This window comes from Amycolatopsis panacis (assembly GCF_003600245.1).
In the GTDB taxonomy this organism is placed as follows: Bacteria; Actinomycetota; Actinomycetes; order Mycobacteriales; family Pseudonocardiaceae; genus Amycolatopsis; species Amycolatopsis sulphurea.
Genome location: NZ_QZFV01000010.1, coordinates 103,074 through 128,725, shown reverse-complemented (window position 1 = coordinate 128,725; position 25,652 = coordinate 103,074). Strand labels below are relative to the sequence as shown.

20 protein-coding genes are annotated in these 25,652 nt (G+C 67.6%); 8 read left to right on the top strand and 12 right to left on the bottom strand.

Going from position 1 to position 25,652, the window contains the following annotated elements:
• Positions 1–67 precede the first annotated feature (67 nt).
• The 4 genes from D5S19_RS01035 to D5S19_RS01020 form a co-directional block, all read right to left on the bottom strand.
• The gene (locus D5S19_RS01035) at positions 68–439 is read right to left on the bottom strand and encodes a hypothetical protein (RefSeq protein ID WP_147397300.1); all 372 of its coding nucleotides are present in this window, start codon (positions 437–439) and stop codon (positions 68–70) included.
• Positions 440–480: 41 nt separating this feature from the next.
• Positions 481–864 carry an SsgA family sporulation/cell division regulator gene (locus D5S19_RS01030; RefSeq protein WP_120021436.1) on the bottom strand — a complete coding sequence of 128 codons (384 nt, stop codon included), beginning with the start codon at positions 862–864 and terminating at the stop codon, positions 481–483.
• Positions 864–2,450, bottom strand: a complete 1,587-nt coding sequence (locus D5S19_RS01025; protein WP_147397299.1) for a type IV secretory system conjugative DNA transfer family protein — start codon at positions 2,448–2,450, stop codon at positions 864–866. Before D5S19_RS01025 ends, D5S19_RS01030 begins: the two co-directional genes overlap by 1 nt.
• Before the next feature lie 401 nt (positions 2,451–2,851).
• Entirely contained in the window at positions 2,852–3,106 is a 255-nt protein-coding gene (locus D5S19_RS01020; RefSeq protein ID WP_233573643.1) for a helix-turn-helix transcriptional regulator, read from the bottom strand.
• Between the two features lie 345 nt (positions 3,107–3,451).
• Here D5S19_RS01020 and D5S19_RS01015 point away from each other — a divergent pair, with 345 nt between their 5' ends.
• Positions 3,452–4,120, top strand: a complete 669-nt coding sequence (locus tag D5S19_RS01015) for a GntR family transcriptional regulator (protein WP_120021434.1) — start codon at positions 3,452–3,454, stop codon at positions 4,118–4,120.
• A 69-nt stretch (positions 4,121–4,189) separates the two neighbouring features.
• Here D5S19_RS01015 and D5S19_RS01010 read toward each other — a convergent pair whose 3' ends face one another.
• The 3 genes from D5S19_RS01010 to D5S19_RS01000 all read right to left on the bottom strand — a co-directional run bounded on the left by D5S19_RS01010 (position 4,190) and on the right by D5S19_RS01000 (position 7,262).
• A complete protein-coding gene (locus D5S19_RS01010) occupies positions 4,190–5,029 on the bottom strand; it encodes a hypothetical protein (RefSeq protein ID WP_120021433.1) in 840 nt (279 codons plus the stop codon).
• Between the two features lie 326 nt (positions 5,030–5,355).
• The gene (locus D5S19_RS01005) at positions 5,356–5,853 is read right to left on the bottom strand and encodes a DUF1059 domain-containing protein (RefSeq protein WP_120021432.1); all 498 of its coding nucleotides are present in this window, start codon (positions 5,851–5,853) and stop codon (positions 5,356–5,358) included.
• Positions 5,850–7,262 (bottom strand): FAD-binding oxidoreductase, encoded by a 1,413-nt coding sequence (locus tag D5S19_RS01000; protein ID WP_120021431.1) that lies wholly within the window; start codon positions 7,260–7,262, stop codon positions 5,850–5,852. Before D5S19_RS01000 ends, D5S19_RS01005 begins: the two co-directional genes overlap by 4 nt.
• A gap of 357 nt (positions 7,263–7,619) precedes the next feature.
• On the opposite strand from D5S19_RS01000, the gene D5S19_RS00995 reads away from it, so the two are divergent.
• A complete protein-coding gene (locus D5S19_RS00995; RefSeq protein ID WP_158605453.1) occupies positions 7,620–8,075 on the top strand; it encodes a MarR family winged helix-turn-helix transcriptional regulator in 456 nt (151 codons plus the stop codon).
• A gap of 133 nt (positions 8,076–8,208) precedes the next feature.
• Here the strand turns inward: D5S19_RS00995 and D5S19_RS00990 are convergent, their stop codons facing one another.
• Positions 8,209–9,198 (bottom strand): Dyp-type peroxidase, encoded by a 990-nt coding sequence (locus D5S19_RS00990; RefSeq protein ID WP_158605452.1) that lies wholly within the window; start codon positions 9,196–9,198, stop codon positions 8,209–8,211.
• A gap of 629 nt (positions 9,199–9,827) precedes the next feature.
• Here D5S19_RS00990 and D5S19_RS32725 point away from each other — a divergent pair.
• Positions 9,828–10,286, top strand: coding sequence for an IS30 family transposase (locus tag D5S19_RS32725; protein ID WP_233573642.1), 459 nt, complete (start codon positions 9,828–9,830; stop codon positions 10,284–10,286).
• Positions 10,287–10,352: 66 nt separating this feature from the next.
• Positions 10,353–11,183 carry a transposase family protein gene (locus tag D5S19_RS00980; RefSeq protein ID WP_120021428.1) on the top strand — a complete coding sequence of 277 codons (831 nt, stop codon included), beginning with the start codon at positions 10,353–10,355 and terminating at the stop codon, positions 11,181–11,183.
• A gap of 366 nt (positions 11,184–11,549) precedes the next feature.
• Here the strand turns inward: D5S19_RS00980 and D5S19_RS33470 are convergent, their stop codons facing one another.
• Positions 11,550–18,704 carry a TreTu family toxin gene (locus tag D5S19_RS33470; RefSeq protein WP_158605451.1) on the bottom strand — a complete coding sequence of 2,385 codons (7,155 nt, stop codon included), beginning with the start codon at positions 18,702–18,704 and terminating at the stop codon, positions 11,550–11,552.
• A 486-nt stretch (positions 18,705–19,190) separates the two neighbouring features.
• Between D5S19_RS33470 and D5S19_RS32705 the strand changes: the two genes are divergently transcribed.
• The 4 genes from D5S19_RS32705 to D5S19_RS00955 all read left to right on the top strand — a co-directional run bounded on the left by D5S19_RS32705 (position 19,191) and on the right by D5S19_RS00955 (position 21,682).
• Positions 19,191–19,739 carry a hypothetical protein gene (locus tag D5S19_RS32705; RefSeq protein ID WP_233573641.1) on the top strand — a complete coding sequence of 183 codons (549 nt, stop codon included), beginning with the start codon at positions 19,191–19,193 and terminating at the stop codon, positions 19,737–19,739.
• Between the two features lie 49 nt (positions 19,740–19,788).
• A complete protein-coding gene (locus tag D5S19_RS00965; protein WP_098514033.1) occupies positions 19,789–20,475 on the top strand; it encodes a Crp/Fnr family transcriptional regulator in 687 nt (228 codons plus the stop codon).
• Between the two features lie 126 nt (positions 20,476–20,601).
• Positions 20,602–21,342: a hypothetical protein gene (locus D5S19_RS00960; RefSeq protein WP_120021426.1), complete on the top strand. Its 741-nt coding sequence runs from the start codon at positions 20,602–20,604 to the stop codon at positions 21,340–21,342.
• A 13-nt stretch (positions 21,343–21,355) separates the two neighbouring features.
• Positions 21,356–21,682, top strand: coding sequence for an RNA polymerase sigma factor (locus tag D5S19_RS00955; protein ID WP_120021425.1), 327 nt, complete (start codon positions 21,356–21,358; stop codon positions 21,680–21,682).
• 34 nt (positions 21,683–21,716) lie between these two features.
• Here the strand turns inward: D5S19_RS00955 and D5S19_RS00950 are convergent, their stop codons facing one another.
• The 3 genes from D5S19_RS00950 to D5S19_RS00940 form a co-directional block, all read right to left on the bottom strand.
• Positions 21,717–23,663 (bottom strand): potassium transporter Kup, encoded by a 1,947-nt coding sequence (locus D5S19_RS00950; RefSeq protein ID WP_120021424.1) that lies wholly within the window; start codon positions 23,661–23,663, stop codon positions 21,717–21,719.
• A gap of 204 nt (positions 23,664–23,867) precedes the next feature.
• A complete protein-coding gene (locus D5S19_RS00945) occupies positions 23,868–24,623 on the bottom strand; it encodes an SDR family NAD(P)-dependent oxidoreductase (protein WP_120021423.1) in 756 nt (251 codons plus the stop codon).
• A 20-nt stretch (positions 24,624–24,643) separates the two neighbouring features.
• Positions 24,644–25,636 carry an LLM class flavin-dependent oxidoreductase gene (locus tag D5S19_RS00940; protein WP_120021422.1) on the bottom strand — a complete coding sequence of 331 codons (993 nt, stop codon included), beginning with the start codon at positions 25,634–25,636 and terminating at the stop codon, positions 24,644–24,646.
• Between the last annotated feature and the right edge of the window lie 16 nt (positions 25,637–25,652).

Here is a 25,652-nt window from a genome sequence, read left to right as displayed (position 1 = left end):
CGATGCGGGCGTTTTCGCGGGTGACGTGCTCGTGCAGCTCCCACGGGTCTTCCGGGACGTGCATGGCTCAGCACCCCTCGCCGGCTGGGTCGGGCCTGCCGGGATCGGCCGGCGCCTGGCCGGTCGGTGAGGCGGTCAGTGCGAGAGCGACCGTGTGGCCGTCCCGGCTGCGCACCGTGCCCAGCGCCCGCAGCGTCCGCGTGCCTCCCGGCACCGGGAACCAGCCCTCGTCCAGGCCGAGAAACGCGACCCACGCGGAGAACCGGTCACGCACCAGGTGATCCGGCAGGCCGTGACCGTCGATCTGCGCGGACAGCACCCCGTGGTCGGTCACCGACCAGGTCAGCACCGGCAGCCCGGCCACGTGGGCAGAGGTCAGCACGGTCGCCAGCACCGCGTGCGCCTGCAGCTGCCAGACACGCCGCTCGGCCTCAGTCACGGGACCGAACAAGTCATCCGGATTCGGGTTCCACGCCGGGTTCACAGCGTCACCCCGGGGAAGTCGGTGATGTCCGACCAGTCCAGGCACGCGGGTTCGGTGCCGGGACGGACCAGCTCGAAGGTGCGGTGCAGGAGGTCGGCGACCTCGTCGCGGCGCAGCACGACCGCGGCCGAACCGTCCGGGGTCGACAGGCCGAGGATCACCAGGTCACCGCGCGCGGTGACGTTCAGGTCCCCCACCCCCGCCTGCCCGTACACGAGGGCATCGGCGACCAGCTCGCGAGACAGGGTCCACTTCAGGCCCGGCTGGACAGCGTCGAACCCGATCGTGATCGCCCACGGGTCATCGGCGCGGTAGCTGGCCGCCAGCGTGGTGTGCCCGGTCTCCAGCAGCGCGGGCAGCGGCATCGTGAACGCGTCCATCACCGCTCCCCCTCACGCTCGGCCGGGGTGGTGTCCAGGCGTTCGACCTCGGCGTGCACCAGTTCCCGGCGCTCCGGCCCCCCGACCTCTCCGCGGGCGGCGCGGCGGGCCTCGGCCCGGCGGGCGAACCAGGTCTGCACGCGGTCCATCCACGGCTCGATCTGCTCGGCCAGGCCGTCGACGAACGCGGCGACCCGGATCGCGAACTCGTCACGCCGGCGGATCCACCGCTCTGCCACCTCGCCGTGGCGCTCGGTCCGGGCCGCGGCCTTGACGTCGCGGCGCTTCCACGCCATCTGCAGCTTCCCCACCGACGCGGGCATCCCGCGGCGCACGATCACCGCGGTCATCGGCGGCAGCTGGGAAATCTGGCCCGGCGAGAGCACCGGCACCTTCCGCGGCGAACGCCCGGTCACCTTCCCGCCCGCGTCCTTCTGGTCCACGTCCTCGTCACGGTCGGACGTGAGCATCGAGTAGGCGTTGAGGTCGTCCGGGTCACGCGACCCGCCGAGGATCAGCACCGTCGCCGAGTTCGTCATGATCGACGCGGCACCCGTGGCGCCCCACCGGGCGATCAGCTGCGCCCGCGACTGGGCACCAATGTGGATCGGAATGTTGCGCCCACCCATGTCCGCGGTCCACAAATGCAGCGGAATCAAGCAGATCAGCGCCGCCTCATCCAGCGCCAGCGTCAACGCCGGGTCCAGCCGGCCACCCGGGCAGCCCGACGCGATCCGCCGGGCCTCCCGCGCAATATGCGCGGTCAACGCCGTCACCAGCGGAGCGGTGTGGCCTTCCTCCGCGCCGATCATGTAGACGGTGCCGGTCTCGGCCAGCAGCTGCTCGACATCGAAACTGCCACCCGTCGCGGCGGCCTTCGCGGTCGGATCGGTCAGCCACCCCAACGCGGGCATGATCGTCGTCGTGATCGAGGACCGGGTCCGCTCGTTCGTGGTCAGGAACTGCTGCGCCGCCGTCGCGAACGTCGGCTCACTCGACCGGCGCAGCAACCGCAGCACCGCATCCGCCGCGGACTCCGGGTCCGCGACCCACGCCTGCACCTGAGCCATGTCCATCTCACCCAGCGCCGCGGCGTGCATCAACGCGGCCAGCGCCTGGCGCGCCAGCGACACCCAGTGCTCCCGCTCGGCGTTGTCCTCGGCCGACGGCAGCAGATCCCCAGCCCGGTGCGTCGCCATCACCGGGTCCTCGCACCCGGACAACGGGTCGAACGTGATCGTGGAGTCCAGCCCGCCCAGCCCGGACGGGTTGAACACATACACCGGCCCCTTGCCGCGACGAACCTTCGCGGTCAGGTCAATCAGATCCGTCCGCGTCGACGTCGCGATCACCGCGCCCGGCGCATCCAGAATCCGCGACGCCAGCTCCCCCGTCTTCCCCGTACGCGGACCACCCATCCGCAACGTCACGTCCTCCACCGGCGACCAGATCCCCTGCCCACCAACCCGCGCGATCCGCGACGCGTACTCCGTCACCGGGGTCCGCCACCGCAGCCACCGCGGCACCTCACGCAGGCTGGGCTTAAGCACCGTCGCCTTCCGGCGCATCGCGAACCGCGACGCCACCCGGAAAATCTGCCACCGCGACGCCACACCCTCATTCCGCCGCGACCGCCGCGACCACCGGCCAATCGCGCCACGCGACCCACCCCGACGACGCGCCGCAACCCCCGCAGCGACCGCCAGAACCGGCACACCCACCAAACCCCACGCCCACAACCCATAACCCGGGGTCTCATCCGGCGCAGTCACCGCGAACCACAACGCCACGGCCACCAAACCAGACGTCCCCATCACCAGCCGAGCGCCGTTACCCCGGGTCAGCTCCACCAGCCGAAACACCCCGACCAACAGACCCGACGCCACCAGCCACGGCCACACCACCGCGGACCTCGAATCCCAGCCAGCCACAGCCGACCCCAAGAAAATCAACCCACCCGCCATCACGGCAGCCCAGAACGTACGCATCAGGCCGCACCCCCAGCCGCGAACTGCGATGCAGCAGTCGCTCCGCCGTCACGCCTGACCGGTGCGGCCGACTCGCACGCGGCGAGGTAGTCCTCGATCGCTGCACCCGGGATCCGGACCGCGCCTTTGCCGGTGCCAATTCGGATCGCTCGCAGCGCGCCCGACTCGACAGCCCGGTAGATCGTCGCAACGGAGACGTCAAAGCCCTCTGCCACCGTCCTCACGCGGTACAGCCGGGTTCGTTCTACCTGCATGTTTGCCCCAAGTTTCTGGCTTGGCCGACTCTCCTGGAGTCGCTGACGTCTCCAACGTATACGCAACTTCGTAGACGTACAAGCGTTGCGTATACGTAGCAGGTGTCTGGCCAGCAATGGGAGATCACAAGAGGCGTCCCGACCTGCATAAACAGAGATCAGGTAACGATTTAGACACGCAGTGAGTGACGGCAGCGGGCCGGGCCGCGTTCATGGAGTCACGCCGTACGGCCGACGCCACCCCGTGTCGCCGAGACGCAATCCATGGCACGGCCGCTATGTATACGTAGCCGTGTATGCTCTGACTGACCTTTTCGAGACAGCGACACAAGAAAGGATCACTAGGTGACAGAACCCGCATATGTATCGATTGCCGGCGAATACGCCAAGAAGATCCGGGTCGGAGAATTGCCTGCGGGGATTCAGCTCCCGAGCTACTCCGAAATCGCGACCCGGTACGGGGTTTCGGACATCGTGGTGCGCAAGGCGATCGAGCTTCTCCAGAACCAGGGCCTCGTCAACACAATCCGCCGACGCGGTGTATTCGTCACCGCTCAGCCCAACCTGGTTCGAGTCTCGCCGGAAAGGCAGCTTGAATCGGCCGAGTCCACGTTTGACGGTGAGTCTAAGAGCGCCGTTGAGGTTGAACGGTTCACAGAAACGATTGTCGCAACTTCCGACCTCGCCGACACCTTCTCGGTCGAACCCGGAGCAGCGTTAAGTCACGTAGTCACCAGGGCCTCGGAGGACGCTCGGCCAGTCTCCATCTCCGATACTTTCCAGCCTGATGGGTTTTCCGGGATCGCCGAGGCAAAGTTCCTGGAAGAGACTATCGCCGATCGACTGCCGACACCCAGCCACGCCGAGTGGCTTCGCGCGACCCCAGGCGACCTGGTCAAGACGGTCCACCAGAAATTCACGGCGGCCGACGGTCGAGTGGTCATGGTCTCGGACATCTCGTACCCGCGAGATCGCTACGAATCGTTCGTGTTCAGAATGGTGCTCGATTCCTGAGATTCAAAAAGAAAATCCCGACGAGCGGGGCGGAGCCGGTCACGAACCGGGCTCCGCCCCGCTTCGCGTTTACCGACGGACCCACCCCTGTGCGACATCGCCGAGGTTCCACCACGACACGAAATTCGGGTCGACCTCGGAGAGGCGCCAACGATCGGCAAGGATGTCGAAAAACCTGTCATCACCAGTTTTCCCGCCCTTCGGCTCGCCAACGTAGACCAGCCGATCACCGCCCAGCTGCTCGAACCTGGCCACAGCACCCGACGCCATCTCGTTTCCCCAGCCGGGCGGCCAGCACAAGAACAAGACGGCGCCCGTCTGCTCACCACTGAGCCCTCGGTCGCTGTCTGTGGCTTCGACCTGATAGAAGACGTCGTGCTGGTGAGCAGATTGCTCGAATGAGACGTTCTTCGCCGTGTCCGGCGGTTCGACGTCGGACGCATCAACCATGAGACCCAGTCGGCTTAGCTGAGCTGCCCAGTACCCGCGCCCCGCACCCACCTCGACCAACGAGCGGTCGCCGCAAAACCCGGCGATCCATTCCAACGTCGCAGGGGACGGAATCGCGTAGGCGTAGGTCGACTGGAGCAGCGTTTGGGCGTACGCAAGACGCGCACTACCGCGCCCTCCCGGTGCGCTTGCGACTCGGCGCCCTCCCCGCTCGGATACCAGGGGCTGCACGATCTCCCAGTATGGGTTCAGAGGGGAGGCACCTTCGTCGTCCACCATGAAGTGGATGAGTCGAAGATCGAAGGCCGCGTCGAAGGCATCGTCACCGCTGCCCTTCAGCCGCGGCGCCGTCTCCAGGTACTCGCTAAGTCCGGGGTACTCGCTCGCCATGCGTTCCTGGTCGTCGAGCAGCTCGACAAGCGCTCGCCGACGTCCGTCCGTCAGAGCCAATTCAGTCACGTCGGCTAGTCTGTCGCATCTTCGCGCCCCCAGCGACAGGCGGACTGCACCGTCTCAGTTTCCGTCTCAGTTCGGCCCCTATCGGGGAGCCTCAGCCTTCGCTCATGTTGCGCTGACCAGCATGTATGCGACTGAGGACACCCACGAAACCTCCGGCCCGGGTCTTTGGGAGCGGAGGGTCGCAGGTTCAAATCCTGTCATCCCGACCGAATGGGGCTGAACCTGCGGGTTCAGCCCCATTTTCGTACAACCGGTGGTCGGCCGCCGCGTGCGTGCGGCGGCAGCGCCCGACGTTTTCGCTTGCGACAAATCCCTTACCCGGTGGTTCAGGGTGTTTCCGCGCGAACCACGTCGAGATTGCGGTAGCTGGGCTCCCCGTCGACCAGTTCGCTCATCCCGGCGGCTATCCGGCCGGTGGCCGGATGTTTGGAATTGGACATGGCGTCCTCGTAGCTGGGGAATTCCACGATCTGCACGTAGCGGCCAGGTTCGTCGCGGTCGGCCCCGACGAGGAACCAGCCTGCGGTGCGGTCGGTTCCGATGTCGTGTTTCCACTGCTGGGCGAGTTCGTCGAAGCGCTCCATCCGCTGGGCGTCCGCGCGGAACTCGATGAGCTGCACGAACCCGCCGGGCGCGGCCTCGGAGGGCGCGTCCCGGAGTTCATTGCGGATCGCAGCGCGTAGTTCCTCGTTGTCGGTGTGACCATGGACCGTAGCGGCGTGCGCGGCGGCAGCGGCTACCACTTCCTCTTCCTCGCCGGTGATGGCGAGGGTGCAGCCGCTCTCACTGGGCATGTCGCGGCAGTCGGCAATCTTTCGGGTCATGATGCGCCTCCTTGGCGTGCCGGTCGGATGTTGGCGTTGCGGTGGAACAGGTTCTCCGGGTCGTAGCGGGCTTTGATCGCCGCGAGCCGGTCGTAGGTCGCCGGGCCGTAGGAAGCGCGCACCCGGTCCGCGTCGGGTTCGGAGAGGAAGTTGACGTAGCTGCCGGCGTTGCTGGCGTACGGCTTCAGCGCGGTCCAGGTGCGGCGGACCCATTCCCGGTCGGCCGCGAGCAGATCCGGGCTGGGCGCGACCGCGTTGAGATTGCAGACGTAGTGCGGTGTTCGGGACCCGCCGAAGGCCGTCTCGTCCTGGCCGACGTCACAGAACGCACCGGACAGCCGGAAAATCGGCATGAACGACATCGGAGATGTCTTGGTCGCCGCCGCCTCGACCAGCACCGCGATCGCTTCGTCGGACAGTTCGTCGAGGTCGGCGGCTTTCTCGTAGCCGAGGATGCCCCACGGGGAAGAGTCGTCGAGCAGCTGCTGCAACGCGGTGTAGGGCATCGGGGAAACCACTTCGAACCCCGGCGGGACTGCCCGGCGGACCGGATCGATCAGCGCTGCGTGCGCCTCGGCGGTGTCCAGCCCGACGACCACGAGGGCGTGCCCGGCGACGCCGTGGAACGGCTCGGGCACAAACGGCAGCGGCGGCGCGGTCAGCCCCGCGGCGATCAGCACACCCGCCCGCCGTGGCAGGGACGGAATGTAGTCGCGGCAGAATCGCAGCGCGGCGGGGCCTTGGGCGAGGTCCCAGAAGAACAGTCCCACTTGGACCTCGGGGCCGATCGGGTGCAGCGTGAACACGAACTCGGTGACCACGCCGAAGTTCCCGCCGCCGCCCCGCAACGCCCAGAACAAGTCGGGCTCCGACTCCGGTCCGGCGTGCACGATCCGTCCGTCGGCGAGCACAACCTCGGCGCCGACGACGTTGTCCAGCGACAACCCCAGCGCGCTGGACAGCCATCCCATCCCGCCGCCGAGGGTCAGTCCGCCCACACCGGTGTGGCTGATCACCCCGCCGGTGACGGCCAGGCCGTGTGCCTGGGTGGCCGCGTCCAGATCCGCCAGCGTCGCACCGCCGCCGACCCGCGCGGTCCGCGCCTCCGGGTCGACCGCGACGGCGTTCAACCGGCTCAGGTCGATCATCAAGCCGTCGTCGCAGACCGCGGTGCCGCTGTAGGCGTGCCCGCCACCGCGCACGGCGACTTCCAGCCCACGCTCGCGGCCGAACTTGACCGCCGCAGCCACGTCGGCCGCCGACGCGCACCGGGCGATCAACGCCGGACGGCGGTCGATGTCGCCGTTCCACAGCGACCGGGCCTCGTCATAGCCGGGATCGACGGGGCCCAGCACCGGCCCCTCCAGCGCGGACCGCAGCTCGGCGGCGGAGCGGACAGTCTGGGTCATGGCGGCGTTCCTTCCGCTCAGGATGCGCCGGACCGCCCGGAATCGCCGAAGCCCGGGATGGCCCTTCCACCCTGGGCGGCCGTACTTCCCGTCCCGCACCCGATGAATCGAACCGGTCTTGACCCGGGCGGATGCCCGGCGCCCTGTCCGTGGGTCGTGCGTCCCGCACTCGGCGGCGACCAGTCCCGCCGCCGACCATGATCTGCCGTCTCCTCGCCGAATCAGCATGACCGCAGTCATGCCGGCGGACGACCTCGTGTACGTCGGCTGCCGCCATGAATGGCGACCCAAGCCCATGCGACTATAGCATGGTTTCCAGATCATCTGGTATCCATGCAATATGGTAACCTCATGATCATGGACGAGCACCCGGAGTTCACCCTGGCGGTGCGGAACCTCGTGCTGGCTGGCGAACGGTTCCGGGCCCGCGCCGGTCGCCGGCATGGACTGAGCCCCAGCGCGCTGACCACTCTCGCCTCGCTGCAGCTGGCAGGCCCGCAAAGCCCGACCGAACTGGCCGCACTGCTCGAAATCACCACCGCCTCGATGACCGAACTGCTCGACAAGCTCAGTCACCTCGGCCTGGTCACGCGCTTGCCGCACCCCCGAGACCGCCGGAGACTGCGCATCGAACTCACCAACGCCGGCACCGCGCGGATAACCGGCATCCTCGATGAGTTCGCCACCCGGCTCGAACCCCTCGCCGAACAGCTCAACCTGCGCCAGCGCACCGCGATCATGCGGTTCGTTCAGGCTGCCAGCACCCGCCTGCTCGACCCCGAACCCGAGCCGGACGACGACATCGCCTCGTGACCAGGCACTCGCCGCAGGTTTACTGTCAACGATTTTCCGCCCGACCCCGCGCGCGCCTGTGTATCACTCCACCGAGGCGGGCGTCTGCTTCGAACTGACGGCCCGGCCCATTGATCGGCCGATGCCGTCCGCCTCAGGCATCGGCGGCGGCAAGGAGCGCCTTGCCCAGGTGGTCACCGTCCCGCCCGGACGCGCCGGGCAGCACGAAGAAGTAGCCACCGCCGAACGGCAGCACGTACTTGTCAAGCGCCTGCCCGCTCAAGCGCCGCTGCACAGTGGCGAACCCTCGTTCCAGATCTTGCTGAAAGCAGATGAAGACCAGTCCCTCGTCACGCTCCACGCCGTCCCGCCGGTAGGAGTACCCGCGGCGCAGTATCCGGTGTTCTTCGGTGCCCGGCGTCCGTGGGTTCGCCAGCCGGATGTGCGCGTCCAGCGCGATGGTCTGTCCACTCTGGTCATTCGCGTAGTCGAACGCCGCGGTCTCCCCCGCTTGCCCCAGCGGCGCCCCGTCACTCCTCCGACGGCCGATCACCGCTTCCTGCCGCGCCACCGACTCCGAATCCCACAACGCCGGCGCGAACCGGATCAGCCGCACGACCTGATACGTGCCACCGACCGCCCACTCCGGCTCCTCACCGCCCGGCTGCACCCAAACGAGCCGGTCCATCAGCTCGCTGTCCCGGGGATCCGGATTCCCCGCCCCTTCACGAAACCCGAAGAGGTCACGCGTGGACGGCCGCCCGTCGACGGTGTTCGAGTTCTCGTCGCGAAATCCGTTGATACTCCACTTCGGACTCACGCCTGCCACTATCTTGATTTGCTCGGCAGCTTCGCGCGCCGTCTGCGCGTCCGTGGCGCACACTTGGACGAGCAAGTCGCCGCCACACTGCGCAGGGTCAAGGACATCGTTGGGGAACGCCGGCATTTCCCTCAGCCGGCGCGGCTTTTGTTTGCCGAGCCCGAACCGGCCGTCGAACAGCGATGCGCCGACCGCCAGAGTCACTTCCGCCTTCGTCGCCGGTACTCGGCTCACACGCTCGAACAGCTCGGCCAAACCCGCCTTGTCCGCCACATGCAGATCAAAGGCGGAGAGCACTGTCGCCTTCGGAGGAGGAGTGACCACGCCGCTCTGCCCGCTGACCCGTCGTTGGCGCGACTCGACCGCGGCCTGTGAACAGGCCGTGCCTGCAGCGGCGGTCGCCGTGAGAGCGGATCCCAGGAGGATTCTTCGCGAGATTCTGGTCTTCCACCACACTGTGCGCTCCCCGGCAGCCGATCCAAGCCATGGCATCGAAGTTGCTCAAGACTTTACCCCGGTAAGCCCCTCGATGTGGTGATAACTTGATCACCACATTTCTCGAGCGCCCCCCGGCAGATGACCGGGTCAGGCCCGCTGCCGGACACCGAGCTCAACCACAGTTACGCCGCTTACCCTCGATCGGCCCGGTCTACACTTTTAACCTCCGCAGCCCAGAACGTCCGCCCGGCAAAGATCGTTCGGCTCGATTCATCGCGAAGGTGGGGCGGCATCATTCGACGATTGCTCGGGAAATCGATCGCAACGGTGGCCCTGTGGAATACCGTGCCGTTGAGGCGGAGCGTCGAGCTGAGGATAATCTGCGTCGACCGAAGGAACGGAAGCTGGAATCGTCGCCGCGACTGCATGACGCCGTGAACGATGGCTTGCGGGAGCAGTAGTCGCCGAAGCAGATTGGTCAACGGCTATGCGAGGACTATCCCGACGATCCGGAGATGCGTGTGTCGCATGAAACGATCTACGAGTGTCTCTATTTGCAAGCGCGTGGCGAGCTTCGCACCCAGCTGACGATTGCCTTGCGTCAGGGCCGGACCCGTCGGGTCAACCGGTCCCGCGCGACCTCAACCAGGGGGAAGAGCCTCGACATGGTGAACATCAGCGAGCGCCCCAAGGAGGCCGACGACCGTGCGGTGCCCGGATTTTGGGAGGGTGACCTCATTATCGGCAAGGGGAATAAATCCCAGATCGCCACACTGGTCGAGCGCACCACAAGGTTCGTCATGCTCGTACGAATCCCGTATGACCGCAATGCTGAACGGGTCGCGGCGCTACTGGCCAGAAAGATGCAGACCCTTCCAGAATTCATGCGGAACAGTGAGGTGATCTCACCAAGATCGAACCAGTTCGGGTCGGGTGGTGCCGGATCTATGTGGTGGCATGGGGATCCGGTGTGAAGACGGGCGTGGAGTCCCTGGTAGAAGAACGCTCACCACAAGTGATCTTCGCCCGAAGGACTCCACGTGATCCCCTATCGTGCCATGCTCGACGTGCCACGTGCACATGCCCGGTACCTCAGCCGCCTGCTGAACGCCGAGCGTCGCGCGCGGGGCACCCGGCGCCGCAGCCGCGCGCTGACCTGCTTCCGGCAAGCGGTGTTCGGGTTGCGCTGGTTTCGGGAGGACCGAGACGTGGCGTCGCTGGCGCGGGACTGCGGCATCTCCCGCGCGACCGGCTACCGCTATCTGGACGAGGTCATCGAGGTGCTCGCCGCGCAAGCCCCGGACCTGCACGAAGCGTTGCAGCGCGCCAAAGACAACGGTCTGACTCACCTGATCCTGGACGGCAAGCTGTTCCCCTGCGACCGGCTCGGCGAGAAGACCACCAGCGTCAAAGGCGAGCAGATCGACGCCTGGTACTCCGGCAAGCACCGCGAACAGGGCGGAAACGTCCAGGCATTGATGGAACCCGACGGGTTCCCGCTCTGGTGCTCGCAGGTCGAACCCGGCTCCACCCACGACATCACCGCAGCCCGAGAGCATGTACTCGGTGCGCTCTACTGGGCCTACTCCCAGCTCGACCTGCCCACGTTGGCCGACGGCGGCTACGCCGGCGCCGGGATCGGTGTACACACCCCGGTCACACAACCCGTCGGCAACCAGATCCTGGATGTGGACAACCGCACCTACAACGCCTTGCTCCGCGGCCTGCGCTGCCTGGGCGAACGCGCCTTCGCGCTCCTGCTCGGCCGCTGGCGCGCCCTCCGCCACATCACCACCAGCCCACGCAAAATCGGCACCACCGTCAACGCCGCACTCGTACTCACCCATTTCGAACACGGCCGACTGAACTGAAAGTTGGTGAGATCACCTCAATACACGCGCCAAGGCTTTCAACTCGAGAGATCCCTACCCTTACCCCTGCCCCGTGCGGCCCAAGAAACTAGTTCATCGAATGCCTGTTCAAAATCCCGCAAAGTCCTAATTCGAAGTGTTTGATCTTCATCAAAGTCCGACTCGGCATCCCCTCGCATCAATTGAGCGTCGCCAGATTCCCAAAAGATTAGCTGACCAATCATGTTCGCGCAGTCAACGGAGACGGATATTGATCTATTGAGACGGTCACGGCGAGGCCAGTCAACACGAACATAGAAGCCCTTTCCAGAAAGGATTCCATGGTTCTCCCTAACCCACTTTACCACCTCGTTGAATACAATTTCTTCACTCACCTTTTGGCCCCATCCAGTCGCTAATATTTTTCACAAAAGGCAAATCAGGAACGGGGAGTCCTTTCTTCTTTGCCATTCTCCCGGGAAAACCATTTGGCGTCGACATCTTTACCCAACCTGGCTTACCCGCCGGAAAGATCGATTCCCGAGGAACGTCGAACTCGACATAGCCGGTACCAGGCGCAGCCTGTCGCCCAAAGGCCCCTGGCGTCGCGGGCTCAGCCGCATAAGTCACTCCAGCCGCTCCCTCTTGAACCCTGCCGGTACTAATCATTTTGTCATATTCTTGAAGTCCCATCCAGCGCCCGACTCGCACCAGATCCTGCGGCTTCGTGCCCAGCGGATCGACCAGGTCCGTCGGCCCGTTGCCGACATAGGCATAAAGATTGCTATCCCCGCCACCATAACCCAGCGGATCCCGGCTGAGGAACCGCTGGTCGCCGGTCGAGTAGTACCGGGCGCGGTTGTAGTAAAGCCCGCCCCCGTCGTCCTCGCGTCCGGCGAAGCGGGTCGGGTTGGCGTTATCGGTACCAGCCAGAGTCGTTGCCCCGAACGGCTGGTAGGTGTACTCGCCAGTGGCACCACCGTTGCCATCGGCCACAGCAACAGTGCTGCCAAGCCGATCGGTAAGCAGCGACTGAGTGCTACTCCCGAAAGTCCGGACGAAGACCTGGTCAAGACCACCAGTGAGGGTGGTAGCACTAACCGCCGAACCAGACAGCTCCGCAGCAATATCGAGGCCGTCATAGAGATAGCTCTTGGTAGAGCCAGCGACGGTCTTGCCGATGCGCCGACCCAGGCCGTCATAGGCATAGCTGGTGGTCTGGCCGGCCTTCGCGGAGGCGACGAGCTGGCCGCGGGCATTCCAGGTGTACCCGGTAGTCCCGTCGGAGGTGAGGTTGCCGGCCTTGTCGTAGGTGTGACCGCCGCTCGTGAGCTGGTTGGCATCGTCGTAGGTGGCGGGGCCGTAGGGGGCCGGAATGGTGGCGCGGGCATAGCTACCACCTACGTGCAGGGGGCGGCCGGAATTGTCGTACGCATACGTGAGGTCGCCCAGAACAGCTGTGCCTCGGGTGTAGCCGATCGACGTGAGCTGGTCGCCGTTGTCGTAGCCGTAGGTCTGCACGACTCCGCCGGGCAAAGTCACGGTGGCGCGACGGCCGGCACCGTCATAGGCGGTGACAGCAGACGTGCTGCCCCGGGTGACGCTGGTGGAGCGGCCGGCGTTGTCGTACGCGTAGACGGTTTGCGGCTGGCCGCCCACGGTCATGGTTGCGCGGCGGCCGGCCGGGTCGTAGGTGTAGTCGACCTGGCCTTGAGGGGTGGTGGTCTTGGTGAGCTGGTCTAGATCGTCGGGGACGAACGTTGTAGTACCAGCAGAGGAATCGGTGACCGAGGTGAGACGGTTGCCGGCGTCGAAGGCGTAGCCGGTTTGGCTTTCCGCGCCGGAAGGGGTGACGCCGTAGCGGACGGTGGTGGTGCGGTTGAGGGCGTCGTGGTCGGCCGTCGTTGTCTTGCCGCGGGGGTCGGTGGTGGTGGACAGGTTGCCGCCGGCGTCGTAGCCGAAAGTGCTTTGGCGGCCCAGCGGGTCGGTCTGGGACTTGATCCGGTCGAGCGGGTCGTACTCGAAAGTGGTGGTGTGCTGGCGGGGGTCGGTGACGGTGTGGAGGTTGCCGTTGGGGTCGTAGCTGTAGGAGGTCGTGCGGCCCAACGGGTCGGTGACGGAGGCGATGCGGTCTAGTTGGTCGTGGGCGACGGTCGTGGCGGCGCCGGTGGGGTCGCGGCTGCTGGTGACGCGGCCGAGGCCGTCGAGCGCCTGTTTCGAGGTCCGGCCCAATGGGTCGGTGACGCTGGTGGGCTCGCCGAGGGTGTAGCCGTACAGCGTGGCGTGGCCGAGGTTGTCGGTGACCTTGCTGACCTGGCCGCTTTCCAGGGTGTCGACGGTGGTGGTGCGCGCCGTCGGATCGGTGACGGTGTGCAGGGCGCCGTTGGGCAGGTAGCCGTAGACGGTGGCGGCGTTCTGCCAGTCGGTGCGGCGGCTGATCTGGTCGAACGGGCCGTCTCGCGTGAAGGTCGCGGTGCGGGCGTTGCCGGTGCCGGCGAGCTGGGTGACGCTGGTGAGGTTGCCGTAGGGATCGCGGCCGAAGTCGGTCCGGCGGCCGAGTGGGTCGGTGGTGCTGGTGACGACGTTGCTGGCCGGGTCGCGCGCGATCGTGGTGGTCTGGGCCAGTGGAGTACCGAACGCCGCGGTGTCGCTGGTGGTGAAACCGGCGGCGTTGAAGGTCAGGCGGCGGACGGTGCCGCGCGGGTCGGTCAGCCGGGTTTCGGTGACGTTGCCCGCGGCGCCGGTGGTGTAGTCGATCTTGAAGAACGTGCCGTCGGCGTTCGCCTGCTTGGTGACGCGTCCGTTCGCGTCGTAGGTGTTGGTGGAGAAGACGGTGCCGCGCGCGTCCTTGCTCGTGGCCAGCCTGCCCTGCGCGTCGTAGCCGTAGGTGGTGCTATTGTCGTCCGCGTCGACGAATTGATTCAGGTGGCCCGAAGAGTCGTAGCCGTAGAAGACTTTGCGACCGGTGTTGTCACCGATCAGGGCGAGTTCGTGGTCGTTGTTGTAGGACAGGTCGAGCCATTTGCCGTTCGGCGAGGTCACCTGGGTGATCGGGCCCTTGTTCCGGACCCTGCCGTCGGGATCGGCCGCCGCAGTCGCGCGGTGGATGGTGATCGTGTTGCCGAACCTGTCGCGGATCGCCTGCAGCGGCGCTTCTTCACCGAAGACGTAGGCGGTGCCGTCGCGGAGCCGGACGTCGAACCCGTTGCCGTTCCAGGCAAGCACGGATCCGCTGAACTTCGTCGGCGTCGGGTCCGCGGCGAACACCGCGTCCAGGTAATCGGTGGAACCCGTGCCGCCGGGGGTGATCCGGTGGTACCGCACCCGCCCGCCGTCGGGCAGGATCAGCTGCCCGTCCAGCCATTGCCGGTCGGAGTAGAGGTACATGTTGTAGTCGAAATCGCCGCCCACGCCGAAGGTGCGCGGCGCGGTGTCGCCCTGCTGGTAGGTGCGGTTGATCGCCAGCGGCAGGGTGTCCTGGACGGCGAGGTCGGTGCGGGTGCCGGTGAGCAGGCCGGTGGCCAGGTCGACCGGATCGGCGGCACTGACGATGCCGCCGGGCTTCGACGCGACCGGCGGCGGCGGTGCGGTGCCGGGCCCGATCAGCATGGCGCCGGTGAACTGGTAGACCTCGGTGCCGGCGTCGGGCACGACCTGTTTGCGGTCCGCGGTGACCTTGCCGTGGCCGTAGACGAACCAGCCGCGCCCGGCCGGGTCGTAGTGCCAGAAGTCCATCACCGTGCCGGGCGAGGCGTTGGTGTAGTTCGGATACACCACGCGGGCGCCGGTCGGGAACACGTACGCGCTGCCGGGCTGGACGGTGAAGTACACCGGGACGTGCGAGTTCGGCAGCGGGAACGGCGGACGGTCGATCGGGATCGCGGTGATGGCCAGCTCGGTCACCGGTTTGCCGGCCACATCGCGGACCACCGCCCCGGCGGGCAGGCGCACTTCGAGCCCGGGGATCGCGGGGTTGGTGACGACCGTTTCCCGCTTGGCCGGCGATTCGAGCTTGACGGTGTGCGCCGTGTCGAGCGCGGTCAGCCAGATCGGGTAGGACAGCACGGTGGTGCGGCCCTCGGCCACGTCGACACCGATGTCGTACAGGCCGAACGACGCCTTCGGGCCGTTCGCGGTGGTGCCGTCGACGCGCAGGACTCGGTGCCCGGCCCCGACACCGGAAAGCAGGAACCTGCCGGTGGAATCGCTGGTGCCGCGTGTGCCGTCGATCGAGACCGTGATGCCGGGCAGGCCGCGGCCGTCCAGGCTCTGCACGCGACCGGACAACGCTGTGGTGCCGGCCGGGGCGTTCAGTGCGGCGGGCTGCCCGGTGGACACCGCGGCGCGATGAGTGGTCCAGTCCTTACCGGACAGATTCGCCTTGTCCGGGGTCCAGCTCGGCCCGCCGGCTTCCGCGGCCGGCACGGGCTGCTGGAAACCGGACGGCACGCCCGGTGCGCGGTGCGGCAGCACGTCGGCGTTGAGCCGCTGAAGCGGTGCGCCAGGTCCGGGCGACGGCGTCGCGGCAGGCGGTGCCGGTGCGCGGGGTTGCGCCGAGGATCGAGCCGCGGCAGTGGCCGGGGCGAGCACGATCGTGGCGGTGCCGGTGGCCGAGTACGGGCTGAGCAGGATCTCGTAACTGCCGGTCACCGGCAGCGCGGGCAGCGGGGTCGACGCCGCACTCGGACCGGAAGCGAGAACCGTACCGTCCGGTTTGGACACTGTGTAGTACGGATAGTAGGGCAGCGCGCCGCCGGTGACGTTGAGCGAGAGCCGCTGCCCCGCGGTCCCGGAATAGCGGACGCGGTTTTCCTGGCCGACCCGCGGGAACGACAGCGTCTTGGCCGCGTTCAGCTGGAGGGCGCCCGCGTCGATCGGCTCGGACAGGGTCGCGGTGACCGAACCGGTGACGAACCCTTCGGGAGTGACGACGATCCGGTGCTGCCCCGCGGTCGGCGGGACGATGACCCCCACGCCGCCCTGTTCGATCCGGTCGTCGACGATCGCGGCCCCGGTCGGGCCGAGCACCCGCACCCGCAGCGCTGTCCCGGCCGGGAACATCGAGCCGGTCAGGGCGAGATTGAGCCGACGGCCGGCGGCCGCGGTGAACGCGGTCTCGCCGAGCTGCGCCCGGCTGCCCATCGTGAGGATCTTGGCCGCGCCACCGACGGCGATGGCGCCTGCGTCGACGCGCTGTTCCAGCGTCAGCTGGGTGCTGCCGGTCTCCGCGTACGGGTAGACGACGATCTGGTAAGTCCCGTTGGCGGGCAACGGATCCAGGTCGACTTGGGACTCGGTCAGGTTCCCGTCACGCAGGACCGAGCCGTCCGGGCCGACCACCTGGACACGGAACGTGTGGGCGAACGCCATGGCGGCAAAGCCCAGGCTCAGGTGCTGCCCGGCGGTACCCGCGACGGTGAACCTCGTGCCCTGACCCGCCCGCCCGGCGACGGCTTGCTTGGTGTCCCCCACCGCGAGCGCGCCGCCGGACTTCTCGTTCGACAGCGTCACCGTGACCGCGCCGGTGCTCGTGGGGTCGTTCAGGGAGAACTCCAGCCGGAACGTGCCGGTGGCGGCCGGGGTGAAGAAAAACGAACTCAGTGAGCGGGTCTCGGAGATGCGGGCCGCGACTTTGCCGTCCGGGCCGATCACCTGCGCCCACAACGACGCCGGCGCGGGGAAGGTCCAGCCGGAGAACGCCAAGGACACCGGCTGACCCGAGGTCGCCGCGAAGGACGACACCGCGGTATGTCCCGGCTGAGCCAGCGTGACCGTCGTAGCGGCATCGGTCGCGCTGAGCGTTCCCGCCGATTGGATGGTGGTGAGCCGCAGCTTGAACGCGCCGGTACCGGAATACGTGTCCAACGTGATCGTGTAATTGCCGGTGACCGGGAGCGCCGGGACTTCCCAGTGGAAATCCGCGACGATTCCCGAGGACACGACCGAACCGTCCGGTGCGGTGACCGTGAGAGTGGGAAGATAATCGAAGCCATAGCCGGTCAAATCGAGACTCAGCGCCGTCCCCGCGGTACCGGCATAGGTCAGCCGCGCATCCTGGCCCGGACGATCGATCTGTACCGTCTTGTCCACACCGGCTTCGAGCGGACCCGCTTCCGCGGCGACCGAAGCCGTGACGGTGATCGACCCGGTGCTTTGATCCGCGGCACCGAACACCACTGAATACGTACCGGTCTCCGCTGCCGTGAAATCGAGATTCCCGTTCCCGTCCAAGCGGATCTGACCACGCGTGGTGCCGGGCGACCACTGCAGCGCAACCCCGTACGGCTCGCGGATCTCCGCCGTCACCGCCGAGCCCGGCGCGAACGTGGAACCGCTGAAACCCAGGTCCAGATGCTGGCCCGCGACCGCGGGGAACGACAGTTCTGCCTGCTGGCCAGGCTTGGCCAGATTCACCTTCGTGCCCGCACCGGTCATGCTCAGCGAACCGGCGATCCGGCTCGAAAGCGTGGCCGTGACCGAACCCGCGCCGGCGGCCGGGGGCGTCAGCGCGATCTGATAGATGCCCGTACTGGGCAACGGCGGAAGCTCGTATCCCCCGTTCAGCTTCGAAACCGCCCAGAACTGATCATATTGCGCACGCGCGAACTTGGCCCCGTACGGAGTGAACGCACCGACGCCGAAATCCGTGGGAAAGGTCGAACCCGTCAACCCCAGGGTGAGACGCTGGTCCTTCTTCCCCGCAAAACGCAGCAACGCGATCTTGCCCGCGTTCGCAATCGTGACGACCGTCGGCGCGCCGTCGGCATTCAGCTTCGGCGTCGTCGCGACCGCGGACGCAGCGAACCCGTGCGGCGCCACGACCAGGTCGTCCGTGCTCGTGCCCACCCCGCCGGGCGTTTCCACCGTCACCGGTCCGGGCGCCGCGTAATCAGGCAACTCGACTGCCAGCGACGTTGCCGTGGCCGTTTTCACCTTGGCGCGCACCGAACCGACGGACACCACATCATTCGCGGCGACGGTGTCGAAACCGGAACCGGAAATCGTCAGCGTCGCGCCGCCCGTCACCACTGCGGGGCTGAAGCCGGTGACCACCGGAACCCCCGCCGGGGCATCCACCGTGAACGCCTGCTGGCTGCCCGCCGACCCGGCTGGCGTCGCGACCGTCACCGCACCGTTCGTCGCACCGGCCGGCACCGTCACGGTCAACGACGTGGCGCTTGCAGACGTGACCGTCGCGGCTTTGCCGTTGAAGGAGACGGTGTTCCCGCCGGCCGTGGTGGCGAATCCGGTGCCGGACACCGTGACGGCCGCGCCCGCGGGCGCATGAGCGGGTACCACACTGGTGATCGACACCGACGACGAGGCGTACCGATCGATCGAGGCAAGGTTGCCGGAGGCGTCATAGTTGTACCGGCCCGTCGACCCGCCCGCCTGGGTCACGCCCTTGAGCTGTCCCGCGGCGTCATAGGAATAGTCGACCGGATTCGACGGAACGGGCGCGGCGGCCGCATCCGCTGCCGGAACCTGCACACCGGACAACACCAGAAGCGCCGACAAGCCCAGCACGAACGCACGCCGCAAGGCAGGCACGATCCCCCCAAAGAAAACACCAAGTGAACAGCTCTGAATGGAACAGGAAACGCACGACCGAACCGCAAGAACGGCATGGATCACCCGAAACGGCGAACTCACCGAATCAGGACGCTAGATCAACCGGCGCAAAACGCACAAGATCACCCGCGGGCCGCCGGAGTACGAACGGGCACCACGAGAAGTATCAACGGGCCACCAGGGCCAGGAAAGCGGGCAAAACCGACGGGTGCGGCGGAGGTGGTCACCTGAACGAACCACAACCGACGTCGCAGTTCACGGTTGACATGGAGATCGCTATTTCAGTTCTTCACCAACAGCACGGCGGAACATTTTCGGCCGGTTCGGCCATTCGGCGGCGAAACGTTCGACGCAGCGGCACGGTGTGCGTTCAGCGGTGAACGGAACCTCCCGGCCCGTTGTGGTCCTCTCGATCCCGTGGTCTTCGCGCGACGGGTGGTCGATGGTGCAGAGCGAGTGGCAGTGCGGGTGGAACACCGGTTCACCTTGGAGGAAGCGGTCACCGGAATACTTGCGGCGGGGTGCGGTGATCCGCTCCGGGGCGTCGGCGAGTTGTCCGTCCGCCGGGTCCGTGCGGCGCTGCGGGACGTCGTGAGCGGACAGGCGAGGGAACGGCCGGGCGCGCGCCGGCACCGGCTCGCCGACGACGTACAGGCCGAGCTAGTCCGGATCCGGCTGTTCTCCGACCCGGCGACCGTGCCGCGGCCGCACCCGTACGAGTTCGTGGCGGTGTCCGTGGAACACCAGTTCACCCTCGACGAGGCCACTGCGGCCGTGATGGCGGCCAAGCCGATGGTGCGGCCGGGTCCGGGAAGGCACATCGTGCCGTTGACCGCGCGGGAGGTCCGGGAGGCGCTGTGCTTCGCGGCCCGGCACGGGACCTGCGGCACGCCGATCCGGCTGCGGCCCGAATCAGGCGACCCGGACCGGCTGGCCACCTGGACCCGGGACGAACTGATCCGCCTGCGAGTGTTCACCGGCCCGGCGACCGCCGCGACACCGTGATCACGGACGGTTACTCTTCGGGGACGATCGACCGGCCGGGAGGGATCCGTTGGAGTTCGAGGCGGGCGGCGGGCGGAAACCGTCGTTCCTGGGCAGGCTGCCGGAACGGGACCGCGCCGCGCTGCTGGCGCTGGGCCGCCCCCAGCGCCTCGGCGTGCGGGAACCGGTGCTGGCGGTGGGAAAACCCGGCACCGACGTGGTGGTCCTCGAATCCGGTCACGTCAAGGTGGCCTCGGCCGATCTCCAGGCCCGGCAGGTGATTCTCGACGTCGGCGGGCCGGGTGACATCTACGGCGAGGCGGCGGTGCTCTCCGGGCGGCCGCGGATGGCCGACGTGGTGGCGCTGGACGAGCTGTCCGTGCGCCGGATCGACGCCGGCAGTTTCCGGCGTTTCCTCCACGAACGCCCGTCGGTCACGCTGGAACTGCTCGTGCTCCAGTCCTGCCGGCTGTTCGACGCCCAGCAGGAACGCACCTACACCCGCGTGCCCGACGCCGTCACCCGGATCGCCCGCAGACTGGCCTATCTGGTGGACGTCTGCGCCACCGAGACCCGGCACGGCTGGCGCCTGGACGCCCCGCTCAGCCAGGAGGAACTGGCCGCGTTCATCCCGCTCGGCCGGACCACGCTGGCGACCGTGCTGGACCGGCTGCGCGAGCAGGGCATCATCAGCACCGGCCGCCGCGCACTAGCCGTTCTCGACCTGAAACGCCTGCTCATCCTGGCCGATATGTGATCCATATCACTGCACTGTGCCCGTTCCGCCGCTGGTTCTGTTCGCGGGTGAACAGAACCTCGGTCCGGTGCTCGCGAGACTCCTGTCTGTCACTGATCAGTGCATCCAGTGCAGGGGGACAGCGGTATGACCACGCTCACGGCCAGTCGGTACAACGCCCGGACGATGGCGGTGCTCGCCGTCGACATCATCGGGTCCTCGCAGGCCAGTGACGACCTGCTGGACCCGATGAAGACCGAGATGGAATCCCTGCTTGCCCAGGCGCTCGACACGGTCGGCCTGTCCTGGGACGAAGCGGCCCATATGCGGGAGACCGGGGACGGCTCGATGCTCGCCTACCCGGACCACCAGGCCGGGCAGGTCGCGGAGACCGTGTTCTATCTGGATCACCTGTTGCGTTCGCGCAACCGGTACCACCGCGTCCCGATGCGCGCCCGCGTGGCGGTGCATCTGGGGCCGATGGCCGAGCACCACCGTTACCACCGCACCTACATCACCCTGACCCGCCTGCTGAACGCGGGGCCCTTCGGCGAGGTGGTGCGGCACTGGTGCGAGATCGACCCGCTCGGCGAGCGGTTCGGGGCCGGGCTGGTGATCTCGAAAAGCCTGTGGCAGGCGGTGATCGAACCGTTCAGCGTCGCGCTGGTACCGCCTGCGCGCTGCACGCGGATCGAAGTCGTCACCCCGGATTTCACCGGCGAAGCCTGGATCCACCTGCCCGGCCTCGACGCCGAGGACACGCTCGCGCGCAGCCGCCCGCGATCGCGGGCGGCCATCCGCCCGGCGGCCGTCGAGCCCGCGCACAGCGAGCCGCCCGGTTCCGCCGAGCCCGCGCGCAACGGCACCCGCCTCAGCTCCAGTGCCTAGGCCCGGATTCCCCATGCGCATCGAGTGCAAGCAGCTGGTACCGCACGAACCATCCCGGCGCACACCCTGGGACCGGGTCCGGATCCACGACGAGCTGATCGCCGACCGCGCGGCGCGGGGCGACCGCGCGGCGTTCGGCGTCCTGGTGGGCCGCTATTCCTCCGCGGTCCACCACCTGGTGCGGCGGATGGTCCCCGAAGCCGAGGACACCGACCGCATCGTCATCGAAATCTTCCTCGCGGTCTGGCAGGAACTCCGCGATCCGGGCTGCCACAGAGGTTTCCTGCGCAGCCTCGGCCGTGCGCTCGCGGCCGAACTCCGGCGGCACCGGAGCGACTGAACCGATATGTCCACAGTGGACGGCCGGGTGAGCGTCACACCTCGATGTGCGAACCCATCACCACGGTCCGGTCCCGGGGCAGGGCGAAATGCTCGGCGGCGTCGGCGGTGATGTAGGAGGTCGCGATGAACAACCGTTTCCGCCAGCCGGCCATGGTGGGCTCGGGTCCGCGGCGCAGCTCGATCTTCGACAGGAAGTAGGACGCCCGCTCCAGATCCAGCGGCCCCTCGGTGTCCGCGGGCTTCAGCAAGGCGAGCGCGCGTGGCACGTCGGTGCTCTCCATGTACCCGAAGCTCGCGCTGACGTGGGTGATCCGGTCGTCCGCGTGGCCGAGGCCGTCGACCACGAACCGCTCCTCGTCCGGGACGCGCGGCACCTGCACGGTAACAATGGACAGCACCACGATGTGCTCGTGGCGGACGTGATTGTGCTCGGCGTTCGCGCGGAAGGCCAGCGGCGCCGTCTCGATACCGCGGTTGAGGAAGATCGCGGTGCCGGGCACGGGGACCGTCTCCAGCACGCCGGAGCGGAGGTCGTCGACGAACTCCTGCAGCGGTCCCTCCTCGCGGTCCCGCTGCGCGGTCACCACGGCACGGCCGCGCTCCCAGGTCTTCATCACGGTGAACGCGGTGAGCCCGATCAGCAGCGGCAGCCACGCCCCGTGCACCAGCTTGGTCATGTTCGCCGCCACGAACAGCAGATCCACCAGCAGCAACACTGCCGCACCCGCGCCCAGCAGCCAGCGCGGGACCTGCCACCGGCGAGCGGCGATGAAGAAGAACAACGTCGTGGTGATGGTGATCGTGCCGGTCACCGCCATGCCGAAGGCGAACGCCAGCGCGGCCGAAGTGCGGAACGCGAACACCAGCGTCAGCACCGAGACCATGAGCAGCCAGTTGATCCACGGCACGTAGATCTGGCCCGCCTCGGACTCGTTGGTGTGCACGACCCGCAGCCGCGGGAGGTACCCCAGCCGCGCGGCCTGCGCCGCCACCGAGTAAGCGCCGGTGATGACCGCCTGCGAGGCGATCACCGTGGCGGCGGTCGCCAGCAGCACCAGCGGAAGCCGTGCCCAGGACGGCACGAGCAGGAAGAACGGGCTGCTGATGTTCGCGTTGTCTTCGAGGATCAACGCGCCCTGGCCGAGGTAGCTGAGCGTGCAGGCGGGCAGGACCAGCAGCAGCCAGCCGCGGGTGATGGCCCGGCGGCCGAAATGCCCCATGTCGGCGTACAGCGCCTCGGCGCCGGTGACCGACAGGACGATCGCGGCGAGTGCGAAGAAGGCGATGTCGAAGTTCCCGGCGATGAAGCTCAGCGCGTACGTGGGCGACAGTGCCTTGAGGATGCCCGGATCGTGGGAGATTCCGCCGATGCCGCACAGGCCGATCACCGCGAACCAGGCGATCATCACCGGCCCGAAGACCCGGCCGACCGCCGCGGTTCCCCGGCGCTGCACCAGGAACAGCACGACGATGATCACCGCGGTGATCGGCACGATCAGATCGTCCAGATCGCTGGAGACCACCTTGAGGCCCTCGATCGCGGACAGCACCGAGATCGCCGGGGTGATCATGCTGTCGCCGAAGAACAGCGAGGCACCGAAGATCCCCAGCCCGGCAAGGAAGGCCGCGGCCTTGGCCCCGCCCCGGCCGCGCAACCGGCGCAGCAGCGTGATCAGCGCCATGATGCCGCCCTCGCCGTCGTTGTCGGCGCGCATGGCCAGCAGCACGTAGGTGAGGGTCACGATGATCATCACCGACCAGAAGATCAGCGAGACCACGCCGAGCACGTTGTCCGGGCTCACCGGCACCGGATGCGGGTCGGACGGGTTGAACACGGTCTGCAGCGTGTAGATCGGGCTGGTCCCGATATCGCCGAACACGACGCCGAGCGCGCCGATGATCACCGCGAGCCGGATCGCCTTCTTCCGCCCGTCCCGCGCGTGCCCGCTGGACACGCTTTCCTGCCGTACTTCGGCCACTCCCGGTCCTCCCGGATCCCGGGCGGGGCCAGCACCCCACCTCGGGCCGGACGATACCGACGATCACCACCCGGCGCCCGAGCATGACGCCGGGGGCACGGTGGGTTCTTGACGTTTTTTTAATGCGCCGTCCGGGTGGACTACGCCTGATGGCAGTCCCCTTCCAGGGGTTTCGGGTGTATAGGCGATCTGCAGCGAGGGCGTTCAGACGAGGGAAGCGCTCAGCCCGCCGTCGAGGACGTAGTGACTGCCGGTGACCCAGGAAGCGCGGTCGGACGCCAGGAAGACCACCACCTCGGCGATATCCCGCGGGGTGCCCAGCCGGCCCTGCTTCGCCGCGACGAGATCGCCGAACGGGGCCTGGGTCACCGCCTCGAAATCGGGGACCAGGCGCTCGACCATCGCGGTGTCGGCGAAACCGGGACAGACCGCGTTGACCCGGATGCCCGCCGCGCGCATCTCGACCGCGGCGACCCGGGTCAGCTGGACGACCGCGGCCTTCGTGGCGCAGTAGGACCCCAGCAGCGGGCTGCCGCCCAGCCCGGCGACCGACGACATGTTGACGATGTTGCCCTTGGACTCCATCAGGTACGGCGTCGCGGCCTTCATCGCCACGAAGGTGCCGCGCACGTTGACCCCGAAGATCTTGTCGAAGCTCTCCGTGGACTGCTGCAGCAGCGGCGACGAGACCTCGATCCCGGCGTTGTTGACCAGGACGTCGAGGCCACCGAGCAGCTCGGCCGCCCGTGCCACCGCGGACTGGACCTGTGCCTCGTCGGTCACGTCGCAGTTCGCGACGCCGGCCGCGCCGATCTCCCCGGCCGTCTGCTTGGCCGCTTCGGCGTTCCTGTCGCTCACCACGACCCGTGCGCCGCGCTCGGTGCACAGCGCGGCGATCGCTTTGCCGATCCCGGCGCCGGATCCGGTGACGAAGACCCGCTTTCCGTCAAGTTCGGGCATGTCGCGTTCCTTTCGCTTGGTCAGGTCTCGTCGACCTTGGGCAGGATCTCTTCTTTGAGGCGCTTCATGTCGTCCAGCGTCTTCGACACCGGCACGTCCTGGAACGGCGGCCAGAGGAACGGCATCGTCAGCCCCGCCTCGCGGTAGCGCTTGAGCTGGTCGGTGAGCTGCCCGGCCGAGCCCACCAGCAGGTTGCTGCCCTTGCCCAGCGGGCTCTGGTCGGCGTCCTCCTCGGTGATCACGAACCAGATCATGCTGGAGATCTCCAGCTCGTCCACCGAGCGCGGGGTGTCCAGCTCGGCCAGCTCACGCTGGATCTCGGTGCGCCAGGTGCGGATGTCCTCGGGCGAGTCCTGGATGCCGATCCAGCCGGACAGGCCGTACTTCGCGATCCGGGTGGCCGCGCGCTTCGGGTCCTTGAGGCCGCTGAAGAAGATCGGCGGATGCGGCCGCTGCACCGGCTTGGCGCCGAATCCGCTGGGCCCGAAGTCGGCGAACTCGCCGTGGTATTCGAACACCTCGTTGGTCCAGATGCCCTGCAGGATCTCCAGAGTCTCGCGGACGTGCTTGTTGCGCTTGGGAAAGATGTGCGAAGCACTGGCCGCGGCGAACTCCTCCGGCATCCAGCCCGCCCCGACGGCCACGTTGAGCCGCCCGCCCGCGAGGTGGTCGATGGTGGCCAGCTCGGCGGCGAGCACGCCGGGCGAACGGTAGGGCGTGTCGATCACGCTCATCCCGATGCGGACCTTCGAGGTCTTCGCGGCCAGCCACGGGATGAGGGGCATGCCCTGCAGGAACTCCCCGCGCGAGCTGACCGGAAGTCCTTTGGGGAAGCCGGGAATCATGCCGAAGGCGTACTGCAGCTCTTCGCGGTCGGAAGCCTCGGGCACGATGATCCGGTCGAGCGTCCAGACCGAATCGAAGTCCAGGTCCTCGGCTTGCGCGGTGAGCTGCGCCAGCTCGGCCACGGTCACCTTGTCCCGGAAGTTGGGCAGATAGAGCGCGAGTTTCATGGTGGGGCTGCCTCCT

What these genes read in the sequence shown, in the direction of transcription:
- D5S19_RS00945 (WP_120021423.1), bottom strand. Translation starts at nt 24,623, where the DNA reads ATGCCCGAACTTGACGGAAAGCGGGTCTTCGTCACCGGATCCGGCGCC.
- D5S19_RS00995 (WP_158605453.1), top strand. Translation starts at nt 7,620, where the DNA reads ATGGACGAGCACCCGGAGTTCACCCTGGCGGTGCGGAACCTCGTGCTG.
- D5S19_RS01020 (WP_233573643.1), bottom strand. Translation starts at nt 3,106, where the DNA reads ATGCAGGTAGAACGAACCCGGCTGTACCGCGTGAGGACGGTGGCAGAG.
- D5S19_RS00960 (WP_120021426.1), top strand. Translation starts at nt 20,602, where the DNA reads ATGACCACGCTCACGGCCAGTCGGTACAACGCCCGGACGATGGCGGTG.
- D5S19_RS01000 (WP_120021431.1), bottom strand. Translation starts at nt 7,262, where the DNA reads ATGACCCAGACTGTCCGCTCCGCCGCCGAGCTGCGGTCCGCGCTGGAG.
- D5S19_RS01005 (WP_120021432.1), bottom strand. Translation starts at nt 5,853, where the DNA reads ATGACCCGAAAGATTGCCGACTGCCGCGACATGCCCAGTGAGAGCGGC.
- D5S19_RS32725 (WP_233573642.1), top strand. Translation starts at nt 9,828, where the DNA reads ATGCGTGTGTCGCATGAAACGATCTACGAGTGTCTCTATTTGCAAGCG.
- D5S19_RS01030 (WP_120021436.1), bottom strand. Translation starts at nt 864, where the DNA reads ATGGACGCGTTCACGATGCCGCTGCCCGCGCTGCTGGAGACCGGGCAC.
- D5S19_RS00940 (WP_120021422.1), bottom strand. Translation starts at nt 25,636, where the DNA reads ATGAAACTCGCGCTCTATCTGCCCAACTTCCGGGACAAGGTGACCGTG.
- D5S19_RS00955 (WP_120021425.1), top strand. Translation starts at nt 21,356, where the DNA reads ATGCGCATCGAGTGCAAGCAGCTGGTACCGCACGAACCATCCCGGCGC.